The sequence below is a fragment of the Rhodopseudomonas sp. BR0G17 genome (assembly GCF_010907025.1).
In the GTDB taxonomy this organism is placed as follows: domain Bacteria; phylum Pseudomonadota; class Alphaproteobacteria; order Rhizobiales; family Xanthobacteraceae; genus Rhodopseudomonas; species Rhodopseudomonas palustris_H.
Genome location: NZ_QUML01000037.1, coordinates 1 through 22,677 on the forward strand (window position 1 = coordinate 1; position 22,677 = coordinate 22,677).

Below are 22,677 nucleotides of genomic sequence, written 5' to 3' on the forward strand. Positions count from 1 at the left end.
CGCCAATGGTACTCCGTCTCAAGACGCGGGAGAGTAGGTCGCCGCCAGGCCTGCAAAGCACAAGAGATCCTCAACAAAACACGATGTCCGCTACAAACAAAAACGCCGCCTCCAAAAGAGGCGGCGTTTTTGCGTTCGGGGGTACGAGAAGCGCTGGTACCAACACGTCCGGCCCTTCCGCGGCTTCCTTCTGCGCGCTCTCTCCGATCGACATCGTCCGCGAGATACATTTCGCTGCATCTCCGTTGGAAAGCGCCCGACGACGCATCTCTTCGCACGGCCAGAGCAGCGGCTTCAGAACCGGAGCATCATCGCGACCCGGCGAGCTGGATCGAGACCGATCTTGGCCTCCTCATCGAGGATAGCGCGAAGCCTCGATGGAAGCTCACGATCGGCAAGCGGCCGAAACCCGATGCCTGCGTAGAACGGCGCGTTGAAGGGCGCGAACCGATCGGTCGTGAGTGTGGCGCCATCCAGCCTCTGTGCGCGCGCCTTATCGAGCGACGCGGTCAGCAAGGCTCGACCAACTCCTTGCCGCTGCCAGTTCGGATGCACATCCATCTCGCCGATGTGCAGAAGACGTTCTGCGATATAGCCACCGCAGAATCCGATCGGATCGCCACTGTGATTGCAAGCGACCTCGAGAAGTCCATGATCGAGATAGCGCTCGAGCTGCTGATCCGAGCTTGCCGATGGGACGCCGCTGACCGCGCCCGCAGCGCGCAGCGTTTCGAACGCGGCGAGTTCGATCGCTCTGAGCGCGTCAAAGTCGGCGGTCGTGGCTGGCCTGATCAGCATCTCGTTCGCGCCTCCCAAAACGAAAATGCCCGCGCCGAAGCGCGGGCACAATGTCGTCGAGCCGATGAGCGCGATATCAGCCGATCTTCACCACCGTGCGGCCGCGGATCTGGCCGGCGAGCAGCTTGGTGCCCGCGTCGATGACCTGATCGAGCGAAACTTCCTGCGTCATCTCGGACAGCTTGCCGGCATCGAGGTCGGTCGCCAGTCGGGCCCAGGCCTGCTTGCGCAGCTCGATCGGGCACATCACCGAATCGATGCCGAGCAACGAGACGCCGCGCAGAATGAACGGCGCGACCGACGATGGCAGGTCCATGCCGCCGGCGAGACCGCAGGCCGCGATCGCGCCGCGATACTTGGTCATCGCCAGGAGGTTCGCCAGCGTGGTCGATCCGACGCTGTCGACCCCGCCGACCCAACGCTCCTTGGCGAGCGGCTTTGCCGGTGCTGAGAGTTCGTTGCGGTCGATGATCTCAGCGGCGCCGAGGCCTTTCAGATAGCCCTCTTCCGACATCCGGCCGGTCGAGGCGATGACGTGGTAGCCGAGCTTCGATAACAGCGCGATCGCGACCGAGCCGACGCCGCCAGCAGCACCGGTGACGATCATTGGTCCGTCGGCAGGCTTCAAGCCGTGGTTCTCCAGCGCCAGCACTGAGAGCATCGCCGTGTAGCCGGCAGTGCCGATCGCCATCGCCTGCCGCGCCGTCATGCCGTCGGGGAGTCGCACCAGCCAGTCGCCCTTGACGCGTGCCTTCTCCGCATAGGCGCCGAGATGGGTCTCGCCCATGCCCCAGCCATTGGCGATCACTTTGTCGCCCGGCTTCCAGTTCGGATTGCTCGAGCTCTCGACGGAGCCGGCGAAGTCGATGCCGGCGATCATCGGGAAGCGCCGCACCACCGGCGATTTCCCGGTCAGTGCGAGACCATCCTTGTAGTTCAGCGTCGACCATTCGACCCGGACGGTGACGTCGCCGTCCATCAGCTCGGCTTCGTCGAATTGCGTCAGCGTGGCGCTGGTGCCTTTGTCCGCCTTGTCGATCCGGACAGCCTTGAACGTGGCCAATGCATCACTCCCTTTTGGTGCGCGTTACGAGATTAGCTGTAGAAGATGCCGCCATCGACATTGAGCGCCTGGCCGGTGACGAATGCCGAATCGTCCGACGCGAAGAACGCAACCGGGCCGACGACGTCTTCCGGTTCGCCGAGCCGATGCAGGTCGGTGATCTTCTCGAAATACTTGACCCGCTCCGGATCGCGCAGGTTATTGCGGCCCATTTCGGTCTGTATGATACCCGGGCAGACTGCGTTCACGGTGATGCCGTGGCCGCCGAACTCCATCGACGAGACGCGGGTGAAACCGACCACGGCCGACTTCGACGCCGCGTAGTGCGACTGGCCGGGACCGCCGGTGCGGGCGGCCAGCGACGCGATATTGACGATGCGGCCGTAGCGCCGCTCTTTCATGTGAACGACGACCGCCTGGGTCATCTGGAAAACGCCGCGGACGTTCACTGCGAAGGTCTGATCCCAATGTTCGGGCGTGGTCTCGTCGATCATCGCCAGCCGCAAGATGCCGGCATTGTTGACGAGCACGTCGACGTGGCCGAGCCCCGCGACCGCCTCGGCCACCGAACGTTGGCAATCCTCGATCTTGCTGACGTCGGCGAGGATCGGAATGCACTTGCGGCCGAGCTGCTTCACTTCCTCGACGGTCTCACGCAGCACGCCTTCCTGCGCGGCGATGTCGGTGAGGGCGAGGTCGTAGCCGCGCTGAGCAAGGCCGAGCGCGATGGCGCGTCCGATGCCGCGGCTGGCTCCGGTGACGATGGCATGTCTGGTCATGAGTGATCCTCGAAACGTTCCGATCGAAAGATAGGTCGTGATGAACTCAGGTGCGCGCGGCACGCACCGGCAGTGTGTTCATGGCTTTCACCGTCTCCTCGAACGACACGAGGTTGGCGCCGGAGCCGAGACCCGTGGCGACGATGGCGGCCGTGGCTGTCGCCAGCCGGGCGCAGTCCTGGAGATCCCAGTCGCGCACCAGGCCGGCGATAAAGCCGCCGGTGTAGGAATCGCCGCAGCCCGAGGTGTCACGCACGGTGATGTCGAATGCCGGCACGGTGAACTGCCGGCCGTCGCGCGTCATCACGAACGAGCCGTGCTCGCCGAGCGAGATCGCGCAGGCGCGGGCGCCCTTGCCGATGAAGTAGCGCGCGCAGGTCGCCGGATCGTCGCTGCCGATCAGTGCGTGGGTTTCGTCGATGCTCGGCATGAAGAAGTCGGTGTAGGGCATCAGCGGTTCGAGCAGCGGCAGCGTTTCGCCGCGCGCCTGGATCAGATCGACCGTCGTGATGCAGCCGGCCGCCTTGGCGTCGCGCAGCAGCGACACGGTCGGTTCGCCGTCCATCGCCAGCAGCGAACCGACGCCGCCGAGATGCAGCACCTTGCTGCCGCAGGCGGCCTTCTGGGCTTCGGGCGATATCTTCCAGCGCGCCGAAGCGCCGCGCGCGTGCAGCACCGGCCGGGAGCCATCGGGCCGGATCGGCAGGATAGTGGCGGAGGTCGGCGCGCCGGCGATCTTCTCCATCACCGAGATGTCGATGCCCTCCCGCTCCATCGCGTTCAGCACCCAATCGGCCTTTTCGTCGGTACCAACTGCACCGACCGCGAGCGCCTTCAGGCCGAGCCGGGCGCACGGCACCACCGTGCCACCGGCGGTGCCGGCGACGGTGAGACGGATTTCATCGATCAGCGCGCGGCCACCGCCGGCCGGGATCTCGGTGACCGGCACGCCGAGAATGTCGAGGATGTAGGTGCCGCAGACGCTGACGTCGTGGGGATGGGCCATGGAGTGAGCCTTACGCAGTGTTGGTTGGTGTTAGTTGGAGGTCTTGGGAGCGCGGTCGCTGTCGCGCAGGCCGTATTGGCCCCAGCGCTTCAGGATGCTGTCGACCTCGTCATCCGAGAGTAGCGGCGGCGTGCCGATCTGCAGGCAGCCGTGATACTGTTTGGCCAGCACTTCGACGGTGCCGGCGAGCCACAGAGCTCGGCGCAGGTTCGGGCCGATTGCGATCATTCCGTGATGCGCCATCAGGCAGGCGCGGCGATAGCGCAGCGCCTCGAGCACCGTTTGCGAAAGTTCGGCGGTGCCGTATTGCGCGTAAGGCGCGCAGGGAATGTCGTTGCCGCCGCCCGCCGCGATCATGTAGTGGATCGCCGGAATCGCGCGGTTCATGATCGCGATGATGGTGCAGAAGATCGGGTGGGCGTGCACCACGGCGTTGGCTTCCGGCTTCTCGCGCAGAATATCGAGATGGAAGCGCCATTCGGTCGAGGGCACGCGGCCTTCCGACGCGGTCCACGAGCCGTCCCAGTTCATTGCCACGATGTCTTCCGGCTGCATCAACTCGTAGGGCACGCCGGACGGCGTGACCAGGATGCCGTCTTCGGTGCGGACACTGATGTTGCCGGACGTGCCCTGGTTGATGCCTAAGGCCGTCATCTCGCGGCAGGCGTCGATGATGGATTGCCGGGTTGCAACGTCGGCGGCGCCGGGAAGCGTCATGGGTGGTTTCCTCAAAGGTTGGCCGCTGCGGCTCTTACCGGCCGCTGCGCATCGTCGCGGAAGCTCGAACGAGGCGCCTCAGCGCCCCATCGCATAGAACTCGTCGTTCGGCCGCATGCTGGTGACGTTGGCGAGGCGGTTGGACATGCCGAAGAACGCGGCGATCGCCGCGATGTCCCAGATGTCTTCTTCGCTGAAGTCGTGGCTCTTCAGCGTTTCGATGTCTGCGTCGCCGACCTCATAGGCCTGGGCCGAGACCTTCATGGCGAAGTCGAGCATCGCGCGCTGCCGCGGGGTGATGTCGGCCTTGCGATAGTTCACCGCGATCTGGTCGGCGAGCAGCGGGTTCTTGGCGCGGATGCGCAGGATCGCGCCGTGCGCGATCACGCAATACTGGCACTGGTTGGCGTTGCTGGTGGCGACCACGATCATTTCGCGCTCGGCCTTGGTGATCGGACCGGGCTTGTCCATCAGCGCGTCGTGATAGGCGAAGAACGCGCGGAATTCGTCGGGGCGATGCGCCAGCGTGAGAAACACGTTGGGCACGAAGCCGGACTTCTCCTGCACGGCGAGAATGCGGGTGCGGATGTCCTCCGGCAGGCTGGCGATATCCGGAACCGGGAAGCGGCTGATAGCAGGCTTGGTCATGTCGCAGTCTCTCTTTAGGCGGTCGCGAGGGCGACCAGCTTGTCCTGATATTCGTCGAAAGCGTCGCGCTGATCGGCGATGTGTGGTTCGGCGCGGACCAGGCAGGTATGTGCAGAGCAGCCCTGGCCGAATTGCGAAGTACCGATGTCGAGCGTCAGCACGTTGGGATTGCCGGCGACTTCGAGGCCGTTCTCGTCGCGCGGCGTGAACCATGCTCCGGTCGGCAGCACCAGCACGCCGGGCCGCACCGTGTCGGTGACCGTCGCGGTCGCAAGGCAGGCGCCGCGCCCGTTCCAGATGCGGATGGTCTGGCCGTCCAGGATGCCGCGCGCCGCGGCGTCGGCCGGATGCAGTTTCGCCTGTTCGCGGCCGTTGCGCTTGGCCGCCACGCTGGCGACGCCGGTTTCGATCTGGCTGTGCAGCCGGCCGACCGGCTGATGCGAGATCATGTGCAGATCGGAGGCGTCGCCCTTGCCGAGCCATTCGGCCGGCTCGAGCCAAGCCGGATGCGGCGGGCAATCGTCATAGCCGAGCCCGGCCAGCGTGCGGCTGCCGAGCACGATCCGGCCGCTCTCGGTGTTGAGCGGATGCGCGGCGGGATCGGTGCGGAAGTCGGCCAAGAAGGTGTGCTCGGCGCGGACCGGGCAGCGGGCGTAGCCGCGCTCCCAGAAGGTGTCGAAGTCGGGCATCTCGAAGCCAAGCCGTTCGACCGCGTCCTGCCGCACCTCTTCGTAGAGATGTCGCACCCAGCCGATCTCGTCGCGGCCTTCGTTGAAGCCGTCGGCAACGCCGAGCTTGGCGGCGATGCGATTGAAGATCTCGAAATCCGGCAGCGACTCGCTGACCGGCGCGATCGCCTGCTTCATCGCGATCACGAAATCGGAGCGGCGGTTGCCGGCGAGATCGTTGCGCTCGATCGAGGTCGTGGCCGGCAGCACGATATCGGCGCGCTGCGCGGTCGCGGTGAACATCGGGTCCTGGACGATGATCGTCTCCGGCCGTGTCCAGGCTTCGGCGAGGCGGTTGAGGTCCTGATGGTGATGATAGGGATTGCCGCCGGCCCAATACACCAGCCGGGTGTCCGGATAGGTTTGGGTCTTGCCTTCGTAGGTGAAGGTCCCGCCCGGGTTCAGCAGCATGTCGCTGATCCGCGCCACCGGAATGAAACTGTCGATCGGCCGGGTCAGCTGCGAAATCGCCGGCGACTTGCCGATGTTGAACGGCGAGCCGACGCCGCCGAGCGACGCATAGCCATAGCCGACGCCGCCGCCGGGCAGGCCGATCTGACCGATGATCGAGGCAAGGCCGAGCGCCGACCAGAACGGCTGCTCGCCGTGATGGGCGCGCTGCAGGCTCCAGCTCACCGTCAGCATGCTGCGGGTGTCGACCAGACGCCGCGCGAGTTGACGAATGCTCTCGGCATCGAGGCCGCAGATCTCCGCCGCCCACGCCGCATCCTTGCGGACGCCGTCGGCCGAGCCGTCGAGATACGCGATCAGTTGATCGGCGCCGCTGGTGCAACGGTCGAGGAAGTCGCGGGCGTGCCGGCCTGCCAGCACGATCTCGCCGGCGAGGCCGAGCATCAGCGCGGCGTCGGTGTTCGGACGGATCGGCCACCATTCGGCGCCGACCCACTCCGGCAGATCGTCTTTCAGCGGCGAGACATGCACGATGCGGATGCCGCGATCGGCGATCTTGCGCAAATACGACTCGACGCGGTGGACGCCGATTCCGCCCGCCTCGGTCTGCGCGGTGCGCGGCGACAGCGCGCCGAACACCACCAGCGTCTCGGTGTGTTCGGCGATGGTGTCGAGCGTGTTGGCGCGGCCGTCGCAGGCGTCCGAGCTGCCGAGCGTGTGGCGCAGGATCACGGGGCCTGCGGCGATCGAATAGGTGTCGACGTGACGGGTGAAGCCGCCGACCAGATTGAGCATCCGCTTCAGCAGCGAGGAAGCGTGGTGCAGCCGGCCCGAATTGGTCCAGCCATAGGAGCCGGCGAAGATCGAGGCGTTGCCGAATGTCGTCGAGACGCGGCGGATTTCATCGGCCACCAGCGTGGTCGCTTCGTCCCAACTGACCGGTACGAACTTCTCGGCACCGCGCTTGCGCCGGTTGCTGTGCTCTCGTTTCTCCAGCCAGCCGGCGCGCACCAGCGGGCGCGGCACGCGGCGCTTGGGATTGGCCCATTCCGGCACCGAGTGAATGATCGGCGACGGCGCGGGATCGTGCGCGAACGGCTCGACGCCGACGATGCTCCCGTCCTGCACCAGCAGCGTATAGGCGCCCCAGTGGCTGCAGTGCGGGATTCGCTTGATCTCACTCACGCGCCGTCTCCGTAGGATGATGGCCGATCGGCTCAGGATGCTTGCGACAGCGGCTGTGCGATCTCGCGCCGCATCTGCGCGGCGAAGTCCGGATAGGTCTCCGCGACTTCGTCGTAGACGCGCTCGCGCAGCAGCTTCAGCACGTCCGGATCGGGCAGCGGGGTCTGTTCCGGCACGTCGTCATGCGCAAACTTGAAGCCGGTCGCTTCCTTGATGGCGGTGAGGTCGTAGCCGGGATGCACGCTCTGCAGGTCGAAGCCGCGGCGGTCCTTGTCGAAGCGGAACAGCGCCTTGCTGGTCAGCAGCGCGATCGGACCGCCGGTGCGATACACGCCGTCGTCGCTGACGCCCGGCGCGCTGATGAAGTCGACCTTCTCGACCATCGCGCGCGGGGTGTGCTCCTCGCGGAACAGGATTACGCGCGGCACGACGTAGTACAGATAGGCCGACCCAAACGAGCCCGGCCAGCGCACTTGCGTTTGCGGATACTCGCCGGTGCCGACCAGATTGATGTTGCCCTGGCCGTCGATCTGGCCGCCGCCGAGGAAGAAGGCGTCGATGCGGCCCTGGCCGGCGCAATCGAACAGTTCGGCCGAACCGTTGGTGAAGAAGTTATGCTCGACCGAGCCGAGGATCGAGATCCGCGGTCCGGTCTCGCCGGCCTGCTGCTTCAGCGCCCGCAGCAGCATCGCGCCCGAGGCCGGAATCGGCGAGGAGGCGCCGACCGCAACATGGCGCACGCCGTCGAGCAGCTTGGCGATGGTGCAGATCAGGATCTCGCGCGGATGAATGTCGGTCATCAGGCGGGCTCCATCTGCGTCGTCGTCATGTAGTCGGCAAAACCTTCGGCGGTGCGTGCCGCGCGGGCGTAGCGAACGAGTTCCTGGGTGTCGGCCTGATATTCGCCCCACAGCCCGTAGGGCCACGCGCCCTTCGGCGCGAGGGCGACTTCAGTGACGTAGATCGCCGGCAGCACGCCGGCCGCGGTGATCTCATTGGCGAGCAGGCTGTCGTCGACGATCCGCTCGACGGTCACCAGCGTGATCGCCGACGCATAGGCCATCGCCGCGAGTTCGCGGCGGCGGCCGATCCAGACGTTGCCGAACCGGTCGGCCATCGGGGCGTGGAAGATCGTCACGTCCGGCTTGATCGCGGGGATCAGCACCACCGGGTCGCCGCCGTCGGCCAGCGGATTGTCGATCACGCGCCAGTCCTTGCGATGCCGCAGGATGTCGCTGCCGATCAGGCCGCGCATCGGCATGAACGGGCTGCCCTTTTGGGCCGCCATCAGGCCGGCGTGGATCGCCGGGCAGGTCGCGTCCATCAGCTTGATCGCGCCGTCCTTGACGGCTGCGTTGAACCGCGGCGCACCGCCGGCCTCGCCGAGCGTCACCGCGCTGGTCTCGACGGTGCGGACCAGTCCCGAGCCGATCAGCTGATCGACCTGAAGGCCGCCGGTCGGCACGCAGATGAGATGGAGGTTGCCGGTTTTGCGCTCGATGATCGGGCGCGTCATCGCCATCGAGACGCCGGCATAGTCGACCGGCACGGCCAGCCGGATTCCCGGCTCCACATACTTCGCCAGTCCGCGAAGATCGCTCGCCACGATCAACCTCCCGAATTTGTGTTCTATATTGTAGAACGTCTTTCCAAATAAAATTAGTCGCGCATCCGATCCTCTGTCAATGCCGATCGTGTTGCTGCGTGGCGCTTCGGCGCATCTGCATGACGGCTCGGCGCGCGCCACCGCGTCGCAGCGCACGTTCCCCGACTTGACAAGACCAAGTCGCCCGCCAAGAATAATTGGAATAGCGTTTCATAATATAGAACGACGAAGTCGGGAATGATCAGGGAGGGAACGATGGCCGAGCCAGTGGCTCTGCGCGCAGGGAGTTTCGGCGCGCGAGGTGCAGCATCGCAGGCCACGCAGACGCGGCAGGCCATCGGCTCCAGCATCGCGGTGCGCGAAGCTGAAAAGCGCTACGGCCAGTTTCATGCGGTCGACCGCATCAGCCTCGATATCGAGCCGGGCGAATTCATCACGCTGCTCGGCCCGTCCGGCAGCGGCAAGACCACGCTGCTCAATCTGCTCGCCGGCTTCCAATCACTCGACGGCGGCGAAATCCTGGTCGACGGCAAGCCGGTACACAACGTGCCCACGCACAAGCGCGGCTTCGGCATGGTGTTCCAGAGCTACGCGCTATTTCCCAACATGACGGTGACGCAGAACGTCGCGTTCCCGATGCGGATGGCCGGTGTCGATCGCACCACCACGGCGCGGCGCGTCGCCGAGACGCTGGAGATCATGCGGCTGTCGGCGCACGCCAACAAGGCGCCGTCGGAAATGTCGGGCGGCCAGCAGCAGCGCGTCGCGATCGCGCGCGCCATCGTGATGCGGCCCAAGGTCGTGCTGATGGACGAGCCGCTCAGCGCGCTCGACCGCCGTTTGCGCGAATCGATCCAGATCGAAATCCGCGATCTGCACCAGACGATCGGCAGCACGATCCTGTTCGTCACCCACGACCAGGGCGAAGCGCTGACCATGAGCGACCGCATTGCCGTGCTGGATGCCGGCAAGATCGTGCAGATCGGCCGGCCGCTCGATATTTATCGTCACCCCGCCAATCGGTTCGTGGCCTCGTTCGTCGGTGAGAGCAATCTGATCGAAGCCGAGATCATGCAGAAGCGTGGCACCACGGTGACCCTGAAGAATCGTTCGGGCTATGTGTTCGAAGCCGAGAGCCGCGATGCAATCGACGTCGGCCGTGTCACCGTGCTGGTCCGTCCGGAGCGCATTGCGATTGCGGACGAAGCCACCGCGAACTCGACGCCGGTGACCGTGACCTCGGCGATCTTCCTCGGCGAGACCCTGCGCATCGAGGCGCAGATGGAGAGCGGCGAGACGCTGCTGGTGCGCTGCCCCGATAGCGCCAAGCGGCCGCTGCCGAATATCGGCGATCGTCTGCATGTGAGCTGGGGCCCGGAAGACTGCTGGGTGCTGGCATGACGACGCTCTCGCTGACCGACGAGCCGCGGCGTCAGCCATCCTCCAGTCTGGCGATGAAGCTGAAGAACCCGGCGCTGCTGCTGCTGCCGGCGGTCGCGTTTTTGGGCTTCATCTATCTGCTGCCGTTGATCGACCTGATCCGTATCAGCATCAGCGGCCCGAGCTGGCTGACTTACTTTCAGCGCGTCTTCGCCGTGCCGCTGTATTGGGAATCGCTGGTCCGGACCATGCAGATCTCGGTCACGGTGGCGTTCCTGTGCCTGCTGTTCGGCTATCCGACTGCGCTGCTGATCCATCGCACCCGTGGTCTGACGCGTGCGCTGATCGCGACCGCGATCGTGCTGCCGTACTTCATCGCGATCCTGATCCGCACCTACGCCTGGATGGTGCTGCTCGGCCGCACCGGCCCGGTCAACAAGCTGCTGGTCGCGATCGGCATTCTGGGCGAGCCGGTTCAGCTGCTGTTTCATCGCGGCACCGTGCTGCTCGGCATGACCGCGGTGCTGCTGCCGCTGATGGTGCTGACGATCTATTCCAGCGTGTCGCGGCTAGATCCCGGCCTGACGCGCGCGGCGCTCGCCTCCGGCGCCGGCCCCATCGCGGTGTTCTGGCGAGTGTTGCTGCCGTTGACGTTGCCCGGCATCGGCGCCGGCTTCCTGCTGGTGTTCGTCGCGGCGATCGGCTTCTTCATCACGCCGACGCTGCTCGGCGGGCCCGGCGACCAAATGTTCGCCATGCACATCACCCAGCAGGCGGATTCGGTGACCTCCGAAGGCTTCTTGCAGGCGCTCGGCGTCGTGTTGTTGCTGATCACGCTGGCGGTGGTGGCGATCGCCGGCCGGTTCCTTGGCCTCGAGTTCATCTGGGGCGGCCGCAAGCTGACCGAATCCACCCCCGCAAGCCCGGCGCATGTCGCTGCGAACGCCCCGGCACGCCGCACCATCGGCAGCAGCCTCGCTGATACGATCGGCTGGCCGCTATTGCGGCTGCTCGGGATGCTGCCGGCCGGCGTCGGCACCTGGACGGTGCGACTGATGGGCGGCGTGGTCGTTGCCGTGCTGATCCTCCCCATTGTCGTGGTGATGGTGATCTCGTTCAGCAGCGCCAGCTATCTGACCTTTCCGCCGCCGGGCTTCTCGCTGCGCTGGTACGAGCAGTTCTTCTCCGACACCAACTGGATGCGGGCGTTCTGGACCTCGGCGCTGATCGCGGCGGTCTCGGCCTTGATCGCGGTCGGGCTCGGCACCAGCGCGGCGCTCGGCATCGTCCGCGGCAACATCCGCGGCAAGTCGGCCATCATGCTGCTGCTGGTCAGCCCGATCATCGTGCCGCCGGTGGTGCTCGGCCTGTCGCTCTACAGCCTGTTCCTGAAGTTCGATCTGATCGGCTCGGTGTTCGGGCTCGCCGCCGCCCACGCGATCGGCGGCCTGCCGATCGTGGTGGTGATTCTGGCGGCCGCGCTGCAGGGCGTCGACAAGCGGCTCGAACAGGCGGCCGCGGTGCATGGCGCTTCATCGCTGACCGTACTGCGGCTGGTGACCCTGCCGGCGATCGCGCCGGGTCTCGCGGCGGCGACGTTCTTCGCCTTCCTGCATTCGTTCGACGAGCTGGTGCTGACGCTATTCCTGTCGAGCGCACAGCTCAAGACGCTGCCGCTGATGCTGTGGGGCGACATCAACTACCGGCTCAATCCGGTGTTGGCGGTAGTCTCCACGCTTGAAGTTCTGCTGGTCGTGGGAGGGCTGTTCCTCGCCCGGCCGGTGCTTGCGACCTCGCAAAAAGCGAGCTGACGACAAACAATCAAACCACGAGGAAGACGCACGATGTTGGGACTGAAACGCTTCAGACTGCCGGCCTTGGCCTCGGCGGCATTCATCGCCCTGGGAGCGGCGACCGCCTCCGCCCAGAGCAATGTCGTCATCATGCAGGATCCGGGCGGCGGCTACGGCGATGCGCTGCGCAAGGTGATGTACGACCCGTTCGAGAAGGAAACCGGCATCAAGGTCGTCACCGTGCAGGAAGCCCGCAGCGGTCCGCGCATCAAGGCCCAGGCCGAAGCCGGCAAGGCGCAGTGGGACCTGACCTTCATCTTCGATCAGGAAACCAAGCTGCTCGGCGACTGCTGCCTGGCCGACATCGACTACTCTAAGCTGTCGGAATCCGCGCACAAGACCCTCGCGGCGATGCCGGATAATCTGAAGCGCAAGAAGGGCGTCGCGCTGCAGGTGATCGGCGTCGGCCTCGTCTACAACAAAGACAAGTTCAAGGGCGACAAGGCTCCGCAGACCTGGGCCGACTTCTGGGACGTGAAGAAATTCCCCGGCCGCCGCTGCATGCCGGCGTGGCCGCGCTTCACCTTCGAAGCCGCGCTGATGGCCGACGGCGTGACCAAAGACAAGCTGTATCCGATCGACATGGATCGGGCGCTCAAGAAGCTGAAGGAGATCAAGCCGCACGTCGTGAAGTGGTGGACCACCGCCGCGCAGCCGCCGCAGCTGATCCTCGACGGTGAAGCCGACATGTGCCTCGCCTACACCGGCTCGATGAGCAAGCTGGCGCTGGAAGGCGCGCCGATCGACCTCACCTTCAACCAGGGCTTCGTCTATTACGACTTTTTCTCGATTCCAAAAGGCGCGCCGAACTACGACAATGCTCTGAAGCTGCTGTCGTGGCGTCTTGATCCGAAGCGCGCCGCGCAACTGACCTCCACCTTCCCGGTGGCGCTGCCGTCGAAGGTCGTGTTCGACGCGGCGACGGATAAGAACATCGCGCGGTACTGGGCGAACAATCCCGACAACGTCGCCAAGGCGATCGAGTGGAGCCCGGATTTCTGGGGTGCGCCGTCGCCGGCGGGGAATTCCACCAATGAAGAATACGGACAAGAAAAGCTGAACGCGATGCTGGCCCAGTAAGCCGGCGTCTCGCAAACTCCGACCGGCAGTTACGACTGCCGGTCGTTATTTCCAACAAAGAGATATTGCCCGGCCGCCTGAATGGATAAAGCTTTCATCAAGGGACTTCGACTGCTCGAGACCCTTGCGCTCAGCGATCAGCCGCGCGGCGTCACGGATCTCGCCAACGAGCTCAAATTCACCAAAAGCAATGTGCACCGGCTGCTGGCGACCCTGCAGTCGCAGGGCTTTGTCCGCCAGATCCCGCCGCACAGCACCTATGAGCTGACCACCAAGCTGTGGGAGCTCGGCCATCACGTCATCCAGCGCATGGATCTGGTTCGGATCGCGCGGCCGGCGATGACCACGCTGGCAGAGGTCACTGGCGAGACGGTGCATCTATCGGTGCTCGACGGCACCGAGGTGCTGTACGTCGACAAGATCGAGAGCGCCCATCACATCCGCGCCCACACCAGCGTCGGCATGCGCGCGCCCGCCTTCACGGTCGCGACCGGCAAGGCGATGCTGGCGCAGATGCCGGACGATTATCTTGAAATCCTGCGTCCGCATCTGAAGCGCTACACGGATTCGACCCGCACCACGATCGAAGAGCTGCGCGAGGACATCCGCGCCATCCGGGCGCAGGGTTACGCATCGGTGCTGCACGGAGAGTGGCGCGAAGGCATCGCCGCTTGCGCCTGCGCCATCATCGGCCGCTCCGGCGAATTGATCGGCGCAATCGGGATGTCCGGCCCGGACATCCGCGTCAAGCGCAAGCAGATCAAGGAATACTCCGCCCACGTCATGGAAGCCGCCCGCACCATCGGCCTGGCGCTCGGCCATGGCGGGATGAAGTAAGGGCTTCGTCGCTCCGCTTCTTGCAAGGACAAGCGGGGCGACTGGTGTTCGGCGCGATCAGCGCCGAGATGCGCCGCTACCGCTGTGGATCACAGATTGCGCTTCACGAAGCTGTCGATCGCGGAAGCGATCAGGTCCTTATCGTTGTCGATCGTCGCGACGTGGTAGGAGTTGTCGAGCCACAGCGTCTCGATCCGGCTGGAGCCGACGTGGTTGGCGATCACGGTCGCGTTGGTCGGTGACAGCACGTGGTCGACGCGCGAGTTGATCACCAAGGTCGGGCACTTGATCTTCGGCAGCAGCGCGCGGGCGGTGGCGGCCAGCCCCATCACCTGCTTGACGCAGGTCACCGGGACCTGATCGTAGGCCAGCTCCTTGGTGGTGGTGTCGACCATGTCCGAGCCGATGCCCGGGACGAATTCCGGCAGGCCGCGCGCGTACGCCAGCCCGGCAAGGTCGGGCGAGTCGATCTGCACCGCGGCGTTGATCGGAACGACGCCGGCGACCTTGTCCGGATGTGACGCCGCCAGATACAGCGACAGCGTGCCGCCCATCGACAGTCCGGCCACAAACGTCTTGTCGCATTTGGCGGACAGCGCGAGCAGCGCGTCCTCGGCGCAGTTGACCCAGTCATTGGCGGTGGTTTTGGCCATCGCGGCCGGGGAGACGCCGTGTCCGGGCAGCCGCGGGCCGAGAATGGAATAGCCGCGCTCGCCCAGCCGTTCACCGAGATAGCGCATGCTCTGCGGGCTGCCGGTAAAACCGTGCACCAGCAGTACGCCGGTCTTGCCGCCATCGAACGCGAACGCGTCCGCGCCGGCCATCACCGCTTCACTCATAGGAATCCCCCCTGCGACGATGGCGGCGCCGTCGCGGGCATCGCTCCGGTCACTCAACCATCTGTTTTGGTTCAGCTTTCCTATGTCCCAAAATTGCGCCGGCAGCTCAAGAGAGGTTGCGCCGCAACGTGCGGATGCGGACCGGCAGCGGCAAAGACCCGCAGGGTGTGGATACGCTGCGCTGCTAAAGTATAAGTGTGTCGACTCTCCGACCGATTGGGGCCAAATCACCCCGATCTTGGGCCGTCTCTTCTGATCTAAATCACGGCGGCCTTCGACTAATTGTGCAGAATGCGCGCCGCGCCGCCGTTTTCCGGTAAGCAAATACAGGGCGGTGGCGCTCCATATAAAAATTCCTTTGGTGGTACCAAGGAAAATGCAATTTCTCTTATGTGATCGATCGGCTCACAAGCTCCGCCCAACGGAGCCCGCGGAGCCAATTGGCCGCGCTGCGTTGTGGGGGAGTCATCATGGATCAGGGCCAAACGCTCTCAGTTCTTTTGGATTCATATGCGGTTGATCCGCAGCGGAAAGCCGTCGCCGCCGCGGTCGGCGCGATCGCCGCGGGGTCGATCGAAATTTCCGAACTGATCGGGCAGGGGGCTCTCGCCGGCATCACCGGCGCGGCGCATGGCGGCAGCAATGCCGACGGCGACGTGCAGAAGGATCTCGACGTCAAAGCCGAAGAAATCATCGTCAAGGCGCTGAAGGATGTGCCTTACGCGGCGCTGGCGTCGGAAGAGTCCGACACGCTGCTCGACGGCGATCCGAACGCGCCGATCTCGATTGCCTACGATCCGCTCGACGGCTCGTCCAACATCGACACCAACATGACGGTGGGGACGATCTTCTCGATCATCCCGAACCAGCCGGGCGTGAAGCCGTTCACCGCCCCTGGCTCCTGCCAGATCGCGGCGGGCTTCGTGGTGTACGGGCCGCAGACGTCGCTGGTGCTGACGCTCGGCAACGGCGTCGACATCTTCACGCTCGACCGCAAGGCCAAGGTGTACCGGCTGATCCGCCAGGGCGTCACTGTGCCGGCCGACACCGCCGAATACGCCATCAACGCTTCCAACCATCGCCATTGGGAGCAGCCGATCCGCGACTTCGTTGACGAGTGCATCGCCGGTGCCGACGGTCCGCGCGCCAAGGACTTCAACATGCGCTGGATCGGCTCGCTGGTGGCCGAGGTGTATCGGATCCTCACCCGCGGCGGCGTGTTCCTGTATCCGGGCGACAACCGTCCGGGCTACGGCAATGGCCGGCTGCGGCTGCTCTACGAGACCCATCCGATGTCGTTCGTGATGGAGCAGGCCGGCGGCGCCGCCTCGACCGGCCGCGAACGGGTGCTCGATCTCACTGCCAAGACGATCCACCAGCGCTCGCCGCTGATCATGGGGTCGATCGACAAGGTCAAGCGCATCGAACTGCTGCACACCGATCCGAGTGCCGCGTCGCGCTCGGCGCCGCTGTTCGCCCGCCGCGGTCTGTTCCGCGTCTGACGTCGTCTCCCCCGGTTGGAATTGGAAGTACCTCCTCATGTCCCGTAAGCATCCGATCATCTCCATCACCGGCTCCTCCGGCGCCGGCACCACCTCCGTGAAGAAGACGTTCGAGCAGATCTTCCGCCGCGAGAACGTCAACGCCGCGTTCATCGAGGGCGATGCCTTCCACCGCTACAATCGCGTCGACATGCGCAACAAGATGGCCGAGGAAGCCGAGCGCGGTAACCGCCACTTCAGCCATTTCAGCCCCGAGACCAACCTGTTCGAGGAGCTGGAGCAGACCTTCAAGAGCTACGCCGAGACCGGCACCGGCCGCACCCGTCACTACGTTCACGACGACGAGGAAGCCGCGCTGCACGGCGTTCCGCCCGGCAACTTCACCCAGTGGCAGGACCTGCCGGCGAACTCCGACCTGTTGTTCTACGAAGGTCTGCACGGTGCGGTGATGACCGACAAGGTCAACGTCGCGCAGCACGCCGACCTCAAGATCGGCGTCGTGCCGGTGATCAACCTCGAATGGATTCAGAAGCTGCACCGCGACCGCGCGGCGCGCGGCTATTCGACCGAGGCGGTGACCGACACCATCCTGCGCCGGATGCCGGACTACGTGCACTACATCGTGCCGCAGTTCGCCGAGACCGATATCAACTTCCAGCGGGTGCCGACCGTCGACACCTCGAACCCGTTCATCGCGCGTTGGATTCCCACCGCCGACGAATCGATGGTGGTGATCCGCTTCAAGAACCCGCGCGGCATCGACTTTGCGTATCTGCTGTCGATGATCCAAGGCAGCTTCATGTCGCGCGCCAACTCGATCGTGATCCACGGCGCCAAGCTCGACCTGGCGATGCAGCTGATCCTGACGCCGTTGATCATGCAGCTGATCGACCGCAAGCGAAGCATGAAGTAATGCCCAACATTTGGAATCTGGGGAGGCCGGTTTGAACGTTCCCGCGCGCGACATCCACGACAAGGTCACGCATCGCGACATGGCGAATGCGATCCGCTTTCTCGCCATCGACGGTGTCGAGAAGGCGAAGTCCGGCCACCCGGGCATGCCGATGGGCATGGCCGACGTCGCCACGGTGCTGTTCACCCGCTTCTTGAAGTTCGATCCGACCGCGCCCGATTGGGCGGACCGCGACCGCTTCGTGCTGTCGGCCGGCCACGGCTCGATGCTGCTGTACGCGCTGCTGCATCTGACCGGCTATCCGGAAGTCACGATCGATCAGCTCAAGTCGTTCCGGCAGTGGGGTTCGAAGACCCCCGGCCATCCGGAATACGGCCACACCCAGGGCGTCGAGACCACCACCGGCCCGCTCGGCCAGGGTCTTGCGACCTCGGTCGGCATGGCGCTCGCCGAGCGCATGATGAACGCGCGCTACGGCGACGCGCTGGTCGATCACTATACGTATGTGATCGCCGGCGACGGCTGCCTGATGGAAGGCGTCAGCCACGAGGCGATCTCGCTGGCCGGCCATCTCAAGCTCAACAAGCTGATCGTGCTGTGGGACGACAACCACATCTCGATCGACGGCGACACCTCGCTGTCGTGCTCGGACGATCAGCTCGCGCGCTTCGCCGCGTCGGGCTGGGCCACCACCCGGGTCGACGGCCATGATCCGGAAGCGGTCGCGGCCGCGATCGAGCAGGCCAAGACCAGCGACCGTCCGTCGCTGATCGCCTGCCGCACCACGATCGGCTTCGGCTCGCCGAAGGTCGCCGGCACCGAGAAGGCGCACGGCGCTCCGCTCGGCGCCGAGGAGGTCGAGAAGACCCGCGCCGCGCTGAACTGGCCGTATCCGCCGTTCGAGATTCCGGAAGGGATCCTGGCTCGCTGGCGTGAAGCCGGCGGCCGCGGCAAGGCGGCGCACGAGGCCTGGAATCAGCGGCTGGCCGCGGCCGACGCCGCGACCCGCACCGGCTTCACCGATGCGCTCGCCGGTAAGCTGTCGGCGGACTACGAAGGCGCGCTGCAGGGCCTGATCGCCAAGTTCGACGCCGACAAGCCGACCATCGCCACCCGCCAGGCGTCGCAGCTCACCATCGACGCCATCGTGCCGGCGTCGCCGAACATCCTCGGCGGCTCGGCCGACCTGACGCACTCCAACCTGACGCATGCCAAGGGCACCGCGTCGGTGAAGCCGGGTGCGTTCGGCGGCTCCTACCTGCACTACGGCATCCGCGAATTCGGCATGGCGGCTGCGATGAATGGCATCGCGCTGCACGGCGGCTTCGTGCCGTTCGGCGGCACCTTCCTGGTGTTTGCCGACTACAGCCGTCCGGCGATCCGCCTCGCGGCGCTGATGGGCATGCGCGTCATCCACGTGATGACCCACGACTCGATCGGCCTCGGCGAAGACGGTCCGACCCATCAGCCGGTCGAGCACGTCCCCTCGCTGCGGGCGATCCCGAACGTGCTGGTGTTCCGCCCGGCCGATGCGATCGAAACCGCGCAGGCCTGGGACTGCGCGCTGAAGCAGACCTCGCGTCCGTCGGTGCTGGCGCTGTCGCGTCAGGGCCTGCCGCCGCTGCCACGTCCGAACGGCGTCTCCGGCAACCCGGTGGCGCGCGGCGCTTACGTCGTGGTCGATCCCGGCCAGCGCGACGTCACCCTGATCGCCACCGGCTCGGAAGTGTCGCTGGCGCTGGATGCGGCCTGCAAGCTGGAAGCCGCAGGCATCAAGGCGGCGGTGGTTTCGGCCCCGTGCTTCGAACTGTTCGCCGAACAGGACGACGCCTACCGCGCCAGCGTGCTGGGCACCGCGCCGCGGGTCGGCATCGAAGCGGCGCGCGACACCGATTGGCGCCGTTGGATCGGCGATACCGGCGCGTTCGTCGGCATGACCGGGTTCGGTGCCTCGGCGCCGGCGCCGGTGCTGTACCAGAAGTTCGGCATCACCGCGGACGCGGTGGTGGACGCCGCCAAGGGCGCGATCGCCCGCGGCAAGCACTGAGCCCGATTTTTGAACATCAGGACGACGCTGTCGTCACACAGTTAGTTTGAGGAGACATCATGGCGCGTATCACTCTGAGGCAATTGCTGGATCACGCCGCCGAGCACGGCTACGGCGTGCCCGCGTTCAACATCAACAACATGGAGCAGGGCCTCGCGATCATGGAGGCGGCGGCGCTGGTCGACGCGCCGGTGATCATCCAGGCGTCGCGCGGCGCCCGCTCCTACGCCAACGACATCATGCTGGCGAAGATGATCGACGCGCTGGCCGAGATGTATCCGGACATCCCGCTCTGTATGCATCAGGACCACGGCAACGACGAAGCCACCTGCGCCACCGCGATCCGCTACGGCTTCACCTCGGTGATGATGGACGGCTCGCTCAAGGCCGACGCCAAGACCGCCGCGGACTATCAGTACAACGTCGACATCACCCGCCGCGTCGTCGACATGGCGCACTGGGTCGGTGCTTCGGTGGAAGGTGAGCTCGGCGTGCTCGGCTCGCTGGAACATGGCGGCGGCGAGCAGGAAGACGGCCACGGCGTCGAGGGCAAGGTCAGCCGCGAGCAGCTGCTGACCGATCCGGACCAGGCGGTCGAGTTTGTGCGCGCCACCAAGGTCGACGCGCTGGCGATCGCGATGGGCACCTCGCACGGCGCCTACAAGTTCAGCCGCAAGCCGGACGGCGACGTGCTGGCCATGAAGGTGGTCGAAGAGATCCACCGCCGCCTGCCGAACACCCATCTGGTGATGCACGGCTCGTCGTCGGTGCCGCAGGATCTGCAGGACATCTTCAACGAGTTCGGCGGCGCGATGCCGCAGACCTTCGGCGTGCCGGTCGAGGAAATCGTCCGCGGCATCAAGCACGGCGTCCGCAAGGTCAATATCGACACCGATTGCCGTCTGGCGATGACCGGCGTGTTCCGCAAGGTCGCGACCCAGAACAAGGCGGAGTTCGATCCGCGCAAGTTCCTGAAGCCCGCGATGGATGCGATGCGCGACATCTGCAAGCTGCGCTTCGAGCAGTTCGGCACCGCCGGCAACGCCTCGAAGATCAAGGTCGTGCCGATGGCGGAAATGGCCAAGCGCTACAAGTCCGGCGCGCTCGATCCGCAGATCGGCCAGGTCGCCCGCGCCGCGGAGTAACCGCTTTCAATTCGCGGCGGCCAGCGCGCCGCCGCGCCTCGCATTGCAGGAGATCACCATGGACCAGTCGAACCGCTACGCCAACCTCAACCTCAAAGAGAGCGAGCTGATCGCGGGCGGACGGCACGTGCTGTGCGCCTACATCATGAAGCCGAAGGCCGGCTTCGGCAATTTCCTCCAGACCGCCGCGCACTTCGCCGCCGAATCCTCGACCGGCACCAACGTCGAAGTCTCCACCACCGACGACTTCACCCGCGGCGTCGACGCGCTGGTGTACGAGATCGACGAAGCCAAGCAGCTGATGAAGATCGCGTACCCGATCGAGCTGTTCGATCGCAACGTGATCGATGGCCGCGCCATGATCGCTTCGTTCCTGACCCTGACGATCGGCAACAACCAGGGCATGGGCGACGTCGAATACGCCAAGATGTACGACTTCTACGTGCCGCCGGCGTATCTCAAGCTGTTCGACGGCCCGTCGACCACCATCAAGGATCTGTGGCGCGTGCTCGGCCGGCCGGTGATCAACGGCGGCTTCATCGTCGGCACCATCATCAAGCCGAAGCTCGGCCTGCGTCCGCAGCCGTTCGCCAATGCCTGCTACGATTTCTGGCTCGGCGGCGACTTCATCAAGAACGACGAGCCGCAGGGCAACCAGGTGTTCGCGCCGTTCAAGGACACGGTCCGGGCCGTCGCCGACGCGATGCGCCGCGCGCAGGACAAGACTGGCGAAGCCAAGCTGTTCTCGTTCAACATCACCGCCGACGATCACTACGAGATGCTGGCACGCGGTGAGTTCATCCTCGAGACCTTCGCCGACAACGCCGATCACATCGCGTTCCTGGTCGACGGCTACGTTGCCGGCCCGGCTGCGGTGACCACCGCTCGCCGCGCCTTCCCGAAGCAGTACCTGCACTACCATCGCGCCGGCCACGGTGCGGTGACCTCGCCGCAGTCCAAGCGCGGCTACACCGCCTTCGTGCTGTCGAAGATGGCGCGCCTGCAGGGCGCCTCGGGCATCCACACCGGCACCATGGGCTTCGGCAAGATGGAAGGCGAAGCCGCCGATCGCGCGATCGCCTACATGATCACCGAGGATTCGGCCGACGGTCCGTACTTCCATCAGGAGTGGCTCGGCCTCAACCCGACCACCCCGATCATCTCCGGCGGCATGAACGCGCTGCGGATGCCGGGCTTCTTCGACAACCTCGGCCACTCCAACCTGATCATGACGGCGGGCGGCGGTGCGTTCGGTCACGTCGACGGCGGCGCGGCCGGTGCCAAGTCGCTGCGTCAGGCCGAACAGTGCTGGAAGCAGGGCGCCGATCCGGTCGAATTCGCCAAGGATCACCGCGAATTCGCTCGCGCGTTCGAGAGCTTCCCGCAGGATGCCGACAAGCTGTATCCGAACTGGCGCGCCAAGCTGAAGCCGCAGGCGGCGTAAGCTTCTCGCACCGCACACGACTGACGGCCCGCGCTTCGGCGCGGGCCGTTTGCTTTTTGACCTGGTAGTTGTTCGAGGACCGCCTGACGGCCCGCCGCATTCTCCGATCAGTTGATCTCAACGCCGGCGAAAGCCGCAACGGAAAAGAAACGATCCGCGCCGATTGGGGAGTGGCGGCTTGCGTTTCCTGAGCGTCGTGCAATGCTGGGGTGTGGTCACAGGTCAATTCGCGTTGGCGTCCGTTCGAGTTCGGCGGAAACCCTGACGTCGGAGAACTCAGATGACACACAGTCGTTCTGGCCCGTATCAGTTTCAGATCGCCGTCAACGGCGTGTACTACCCGAGCGCGTTCGTGATCATCGACAACCGGCTGATCACGGTGACGGCCGCCGGCCGGAAGCGGACCGAAGAGCTCGGCATGATGCCGCCGCTGGCGCTCGCGGAATTCCTGGCCGGCGAGCTGGTGCGCGAGCAGCTCACCCGTGCTGTGGCAGCGGCGGTCCACCCCCATCCTGAAGACGAGCCGGAGCCACACTCCCACTTGGCAGGCGTCCCTGAAGCTGCCGTCGAGCCGGAGCCGACCTCGGAATCGCACGAGGCCCACAAGGGCTGGTTCGGCAAGCACCTGCTGCGCTGGGTCGGCGTCCAGCCGACACATCATCCCCGCTCGTAGTTCTCGGTCGATTAGTTCGTTGC

20 protein-coding genes are annotated in these 22,677 nt (G+C 65.5%); 10 read left to right on the top strand and 10 right to left on the bottom strand.

Going from position 1 to position 22,677, the window contains the following annotated elements; all coding sequences use genetic code 11:
* Positions 1-294: 294 nt before the first annotated feature.
* The 9 genes from DY467_RS21635 to DY467_RS21675 all read right to left on the bottom strand — a co-directional run bounded on the left by DY467_RS21635 (position 295) and on the right by DY467_RS21675 (position 8,941).
* Complete coding sequence (locus tag DY467_RS21635; protein WP_164638911.1) at positions 295-798, bottom strand: GNAT family N-acetyltransferase; 504 nt, start codon at positions 796-798, stop codon at positions 295-297.
* A 76-nt stretch (positions 799-874) separates the two neighbouring features.
* Entirely contained in the window at positions 875-1,861 is a 987-nt protein-coding gene (gene acuI / locus DY467_RS21640; protein ID WP_164638864.1) for an acrylyl-CoA reductase (NADPH), read from the bottom strand.
* 32 nt (positions 1,862-1,893) lie between these two features.
* The gene (locus tag DY467_RS21645) at positions 1,894-2,640 is read right to left on the bottom strand and encodes an SDR family NAD(P)-dependent oxidoreductase (protein ID WP_164638867.1); all 747 of its coding nucleotides are present in this window, start codon (positions 2,638-2,640) and stop codon (positions 1,894-1,896) included.
* 46 nt (positions 2,641-2,686) lie between these two features.
* A complete protein-coding gene (locus tag DY467_RS21650; RefSeq protein WP_164638869.1) occupies positions 2,687-3,646 on the bottom strand; it encodes a sugar kinase in 960 nt (319 codons plus the stop codon).
* Between the two features lie 30 nt (positions 3,647-3,676).
* Complete coding sequence (locus DY467_RS21655; protein WP_164638870.1) at positions 3,677-4,363, bottom strand: L-fuculose-phosphate aldolase; 687 nt, start codon at positions 4,361-4,363, stop codon at positions 3,677-3,679.
* Positions 4,364-4,441: 78 nt separating this feature from the next.
* Positions 4,442-5,011, bottom strand: a complete 570-nt coding sequence (locus DY467_RS21660) for a peroxidase-related enzyme (protein WP_107346190.1) — start codon at positions 5,009-5,011, stop codon at positions 4,442-4,444.
* Positions 5,012-5,025: 14 nt separating this feature from the next.
* Entirely contained in the window at positions 5,026-7,335 is a 2,310-nt protein-coding gene (locus DY467_RS21665) for a molybdopterin-dependent oxidoreductase (RefSeq protein WP_164638872.1), read from the bottom strand.
* A 32-nt stretch (positions 7,336-7,367) separates the two neighbouring features.
* A complete protein-coding gene (locus DY467_RS21670) occupies positions 7,368-8,135 on the bottom strand; it encodes a CoA transferase (RefSeq protein ID WP_107357122.1) in 768 nt (255 codons plus the stop codon).
* The gene (locus DY467_RS21675; protein ID WP_164638874.1) at positions 8,135-8,941 is read right to left on the bottom strand and encodes a CoA transferase subunit A; all 807 of its coding nucleotides are present in this window, start codon (positions 8,939-8,941) and stop codon (positions 8,135-8,137) included. Before DY467_RS21675 ends, DY467_RS21670 begins: the two co-directional genes overlap by 1 nt.
* A gap of 255 nt (positions 8,942-9,196) precedes the next feature.
* On the opposite strand from DY467_RS21675, the gene DY467_RS21680 reads away from it, so the two are divergent.
* The 4 genes from DY467_RS21680 (at position 9,197) to DY467_RS21695 (ending at position 14,091) form a co-directional block, all read left to right on the top strand.
* Complete coding sequence (locus DY467_RS21680; RefSeq protein WP_164638876.1) at positions 9,197-10,342, top strand: ABC transporter ATP-binding protein; 1,146 nt, start codon at positions 9,197-9,199, stop codon at positions 10,340-10,342.
* Positions 10,339-12,132 carry an ABC transporter permease subunit gene (locus DY467_RS21685; protein WP_164638878.1) on the top strand — a complete coding sequence of 598 codons (1,794 nt, stop codon included), beginning with the start codon at positions 10,339-10,341 and terminating at the stop codon, positions 12,130-12,132. The genes DY467_RS21680 and DY467_RS21685 overlap by 4 nt, the downstream gene beginning before the upstream one ends.
* Before the next feature lie 33 nt (positions 12,133-12,165).
* A complete protein-coding gene (locus DY467_RS21690) occupies positions 12,166-13,254 on the top strand; it encodes an extracellular solute-binding protein (protein ID WP_107346185.1) in 1,089 nt (362 codons plus the stop codon).
* 81 nt (positions 13,255-13,335) lie between these two features.
* Complete coding sequence (locus tag DY467_RS21695) at positions 13,336-14,091, top strand: IclR family transcriptional regulator (protein ID WP_107357118.1); 756 nt, start codon at positions 13,336-13,338, stop codon at positions 14,089-14,091.
* Positions 14,092-14,180: 89 nt separating this feature from the next.
* On the opposite strand, the gene DY467_RS21700 is transcribed toward DY467_RS21695, so the two are convergent.
* The gene (locus DY467_RS21700; RefSeq protein WP_164638880.1) at positions 14,181-14,930 is read right to left on the bottom strand and encodes an alpha/beta hydrolase; all 750 of its coding nucleotides are present in this window, start codon (positions 14,928-14,930) and stop codon (positions 14,181-14,183) included.
* Positions 14,931-15,400: 470 nt separating this feature from the next.
* On the opposite strand from DY467_RS21700, the gene DY467_RS21705 reads away from it, so the two are divergent.
* The 6 genes from DY467_RS21705 to DY467_RS21730 all read left to right on the top strand — a co-directional run bounded on the left by DY467_RS21705 (position 15,401) and on the right by DY467_RS21730 (position 22,654).
* Entirely contained in the window at positions 15,401-16,432 is a 1,032-nt protein-coding gene (locus DY467_RS21705; RefSeq protein WP_164638882.1) for a class 1 fructose-bisphosphatase, read from the top strand.
* Positions 16,433-16,469: 37 nt separating this feature from the next.
* Positions 16,470-17,345 (top strand): phosphoribulokinase, encoded by an 876-nt coding sequence (locus DY467_RS21710; RefSeq protein WP_107346181.1) that lies wholly within the window; start codon positions 16,470-16,472, stop codon positions 17,343-17,345.
* A gap of 31 nt (positions 17,346-17,376) precedes the next feature.
* Entirely contained in the window at positions 17,377-19,392 is a 2,016-nt protein-coding gene (tkt, locus tag DY467_RS21715; RefSeq protein ID WP_164638884.1) for a transketolase, read from the top strand.
* 59 nt (positions 19,393-19,451) lie between these two features.
* A complete protein-coding gene (gene fba, locus DY467_RS21720) occupies positions 19,452-20,537 on the top strand; it encodes a class II fructose-bisphosphate aldolase (RefSeq protein WP_011160174.1) in 1,086 nt (361 codons plus the stop codon).
* A gap of 58 nt (positions 20,538-20,595) precedes the next feature.
* Positions 20,596-21,981 carry a ribulose-bisphosphate carboxylase gene (locus DY467_RS21725; RefSeq protein WP_107346751.1) on the top strand — a complete coding sequence of 462 codons (1,386 nt, stop codon included), beginning with the start codon at positions 20,596-20,598 and terminating at the stop codon, positions 21,979-21,981.
* Positions 21,982-22,261: 280 nt separating this feature from the next.
* Positions 22,262-22,654 (top strand): acyl transferase, encoded by a 393-nt coding sequence (locus DY467_RS21730; protein ID WP_164638885.1) that lies wholly within the window; start codon positions 22,262-22,264, stop codon positions 22,652-22,654.
* Positions 22,655-22,677: the final 23 nt, after the last annotated feature.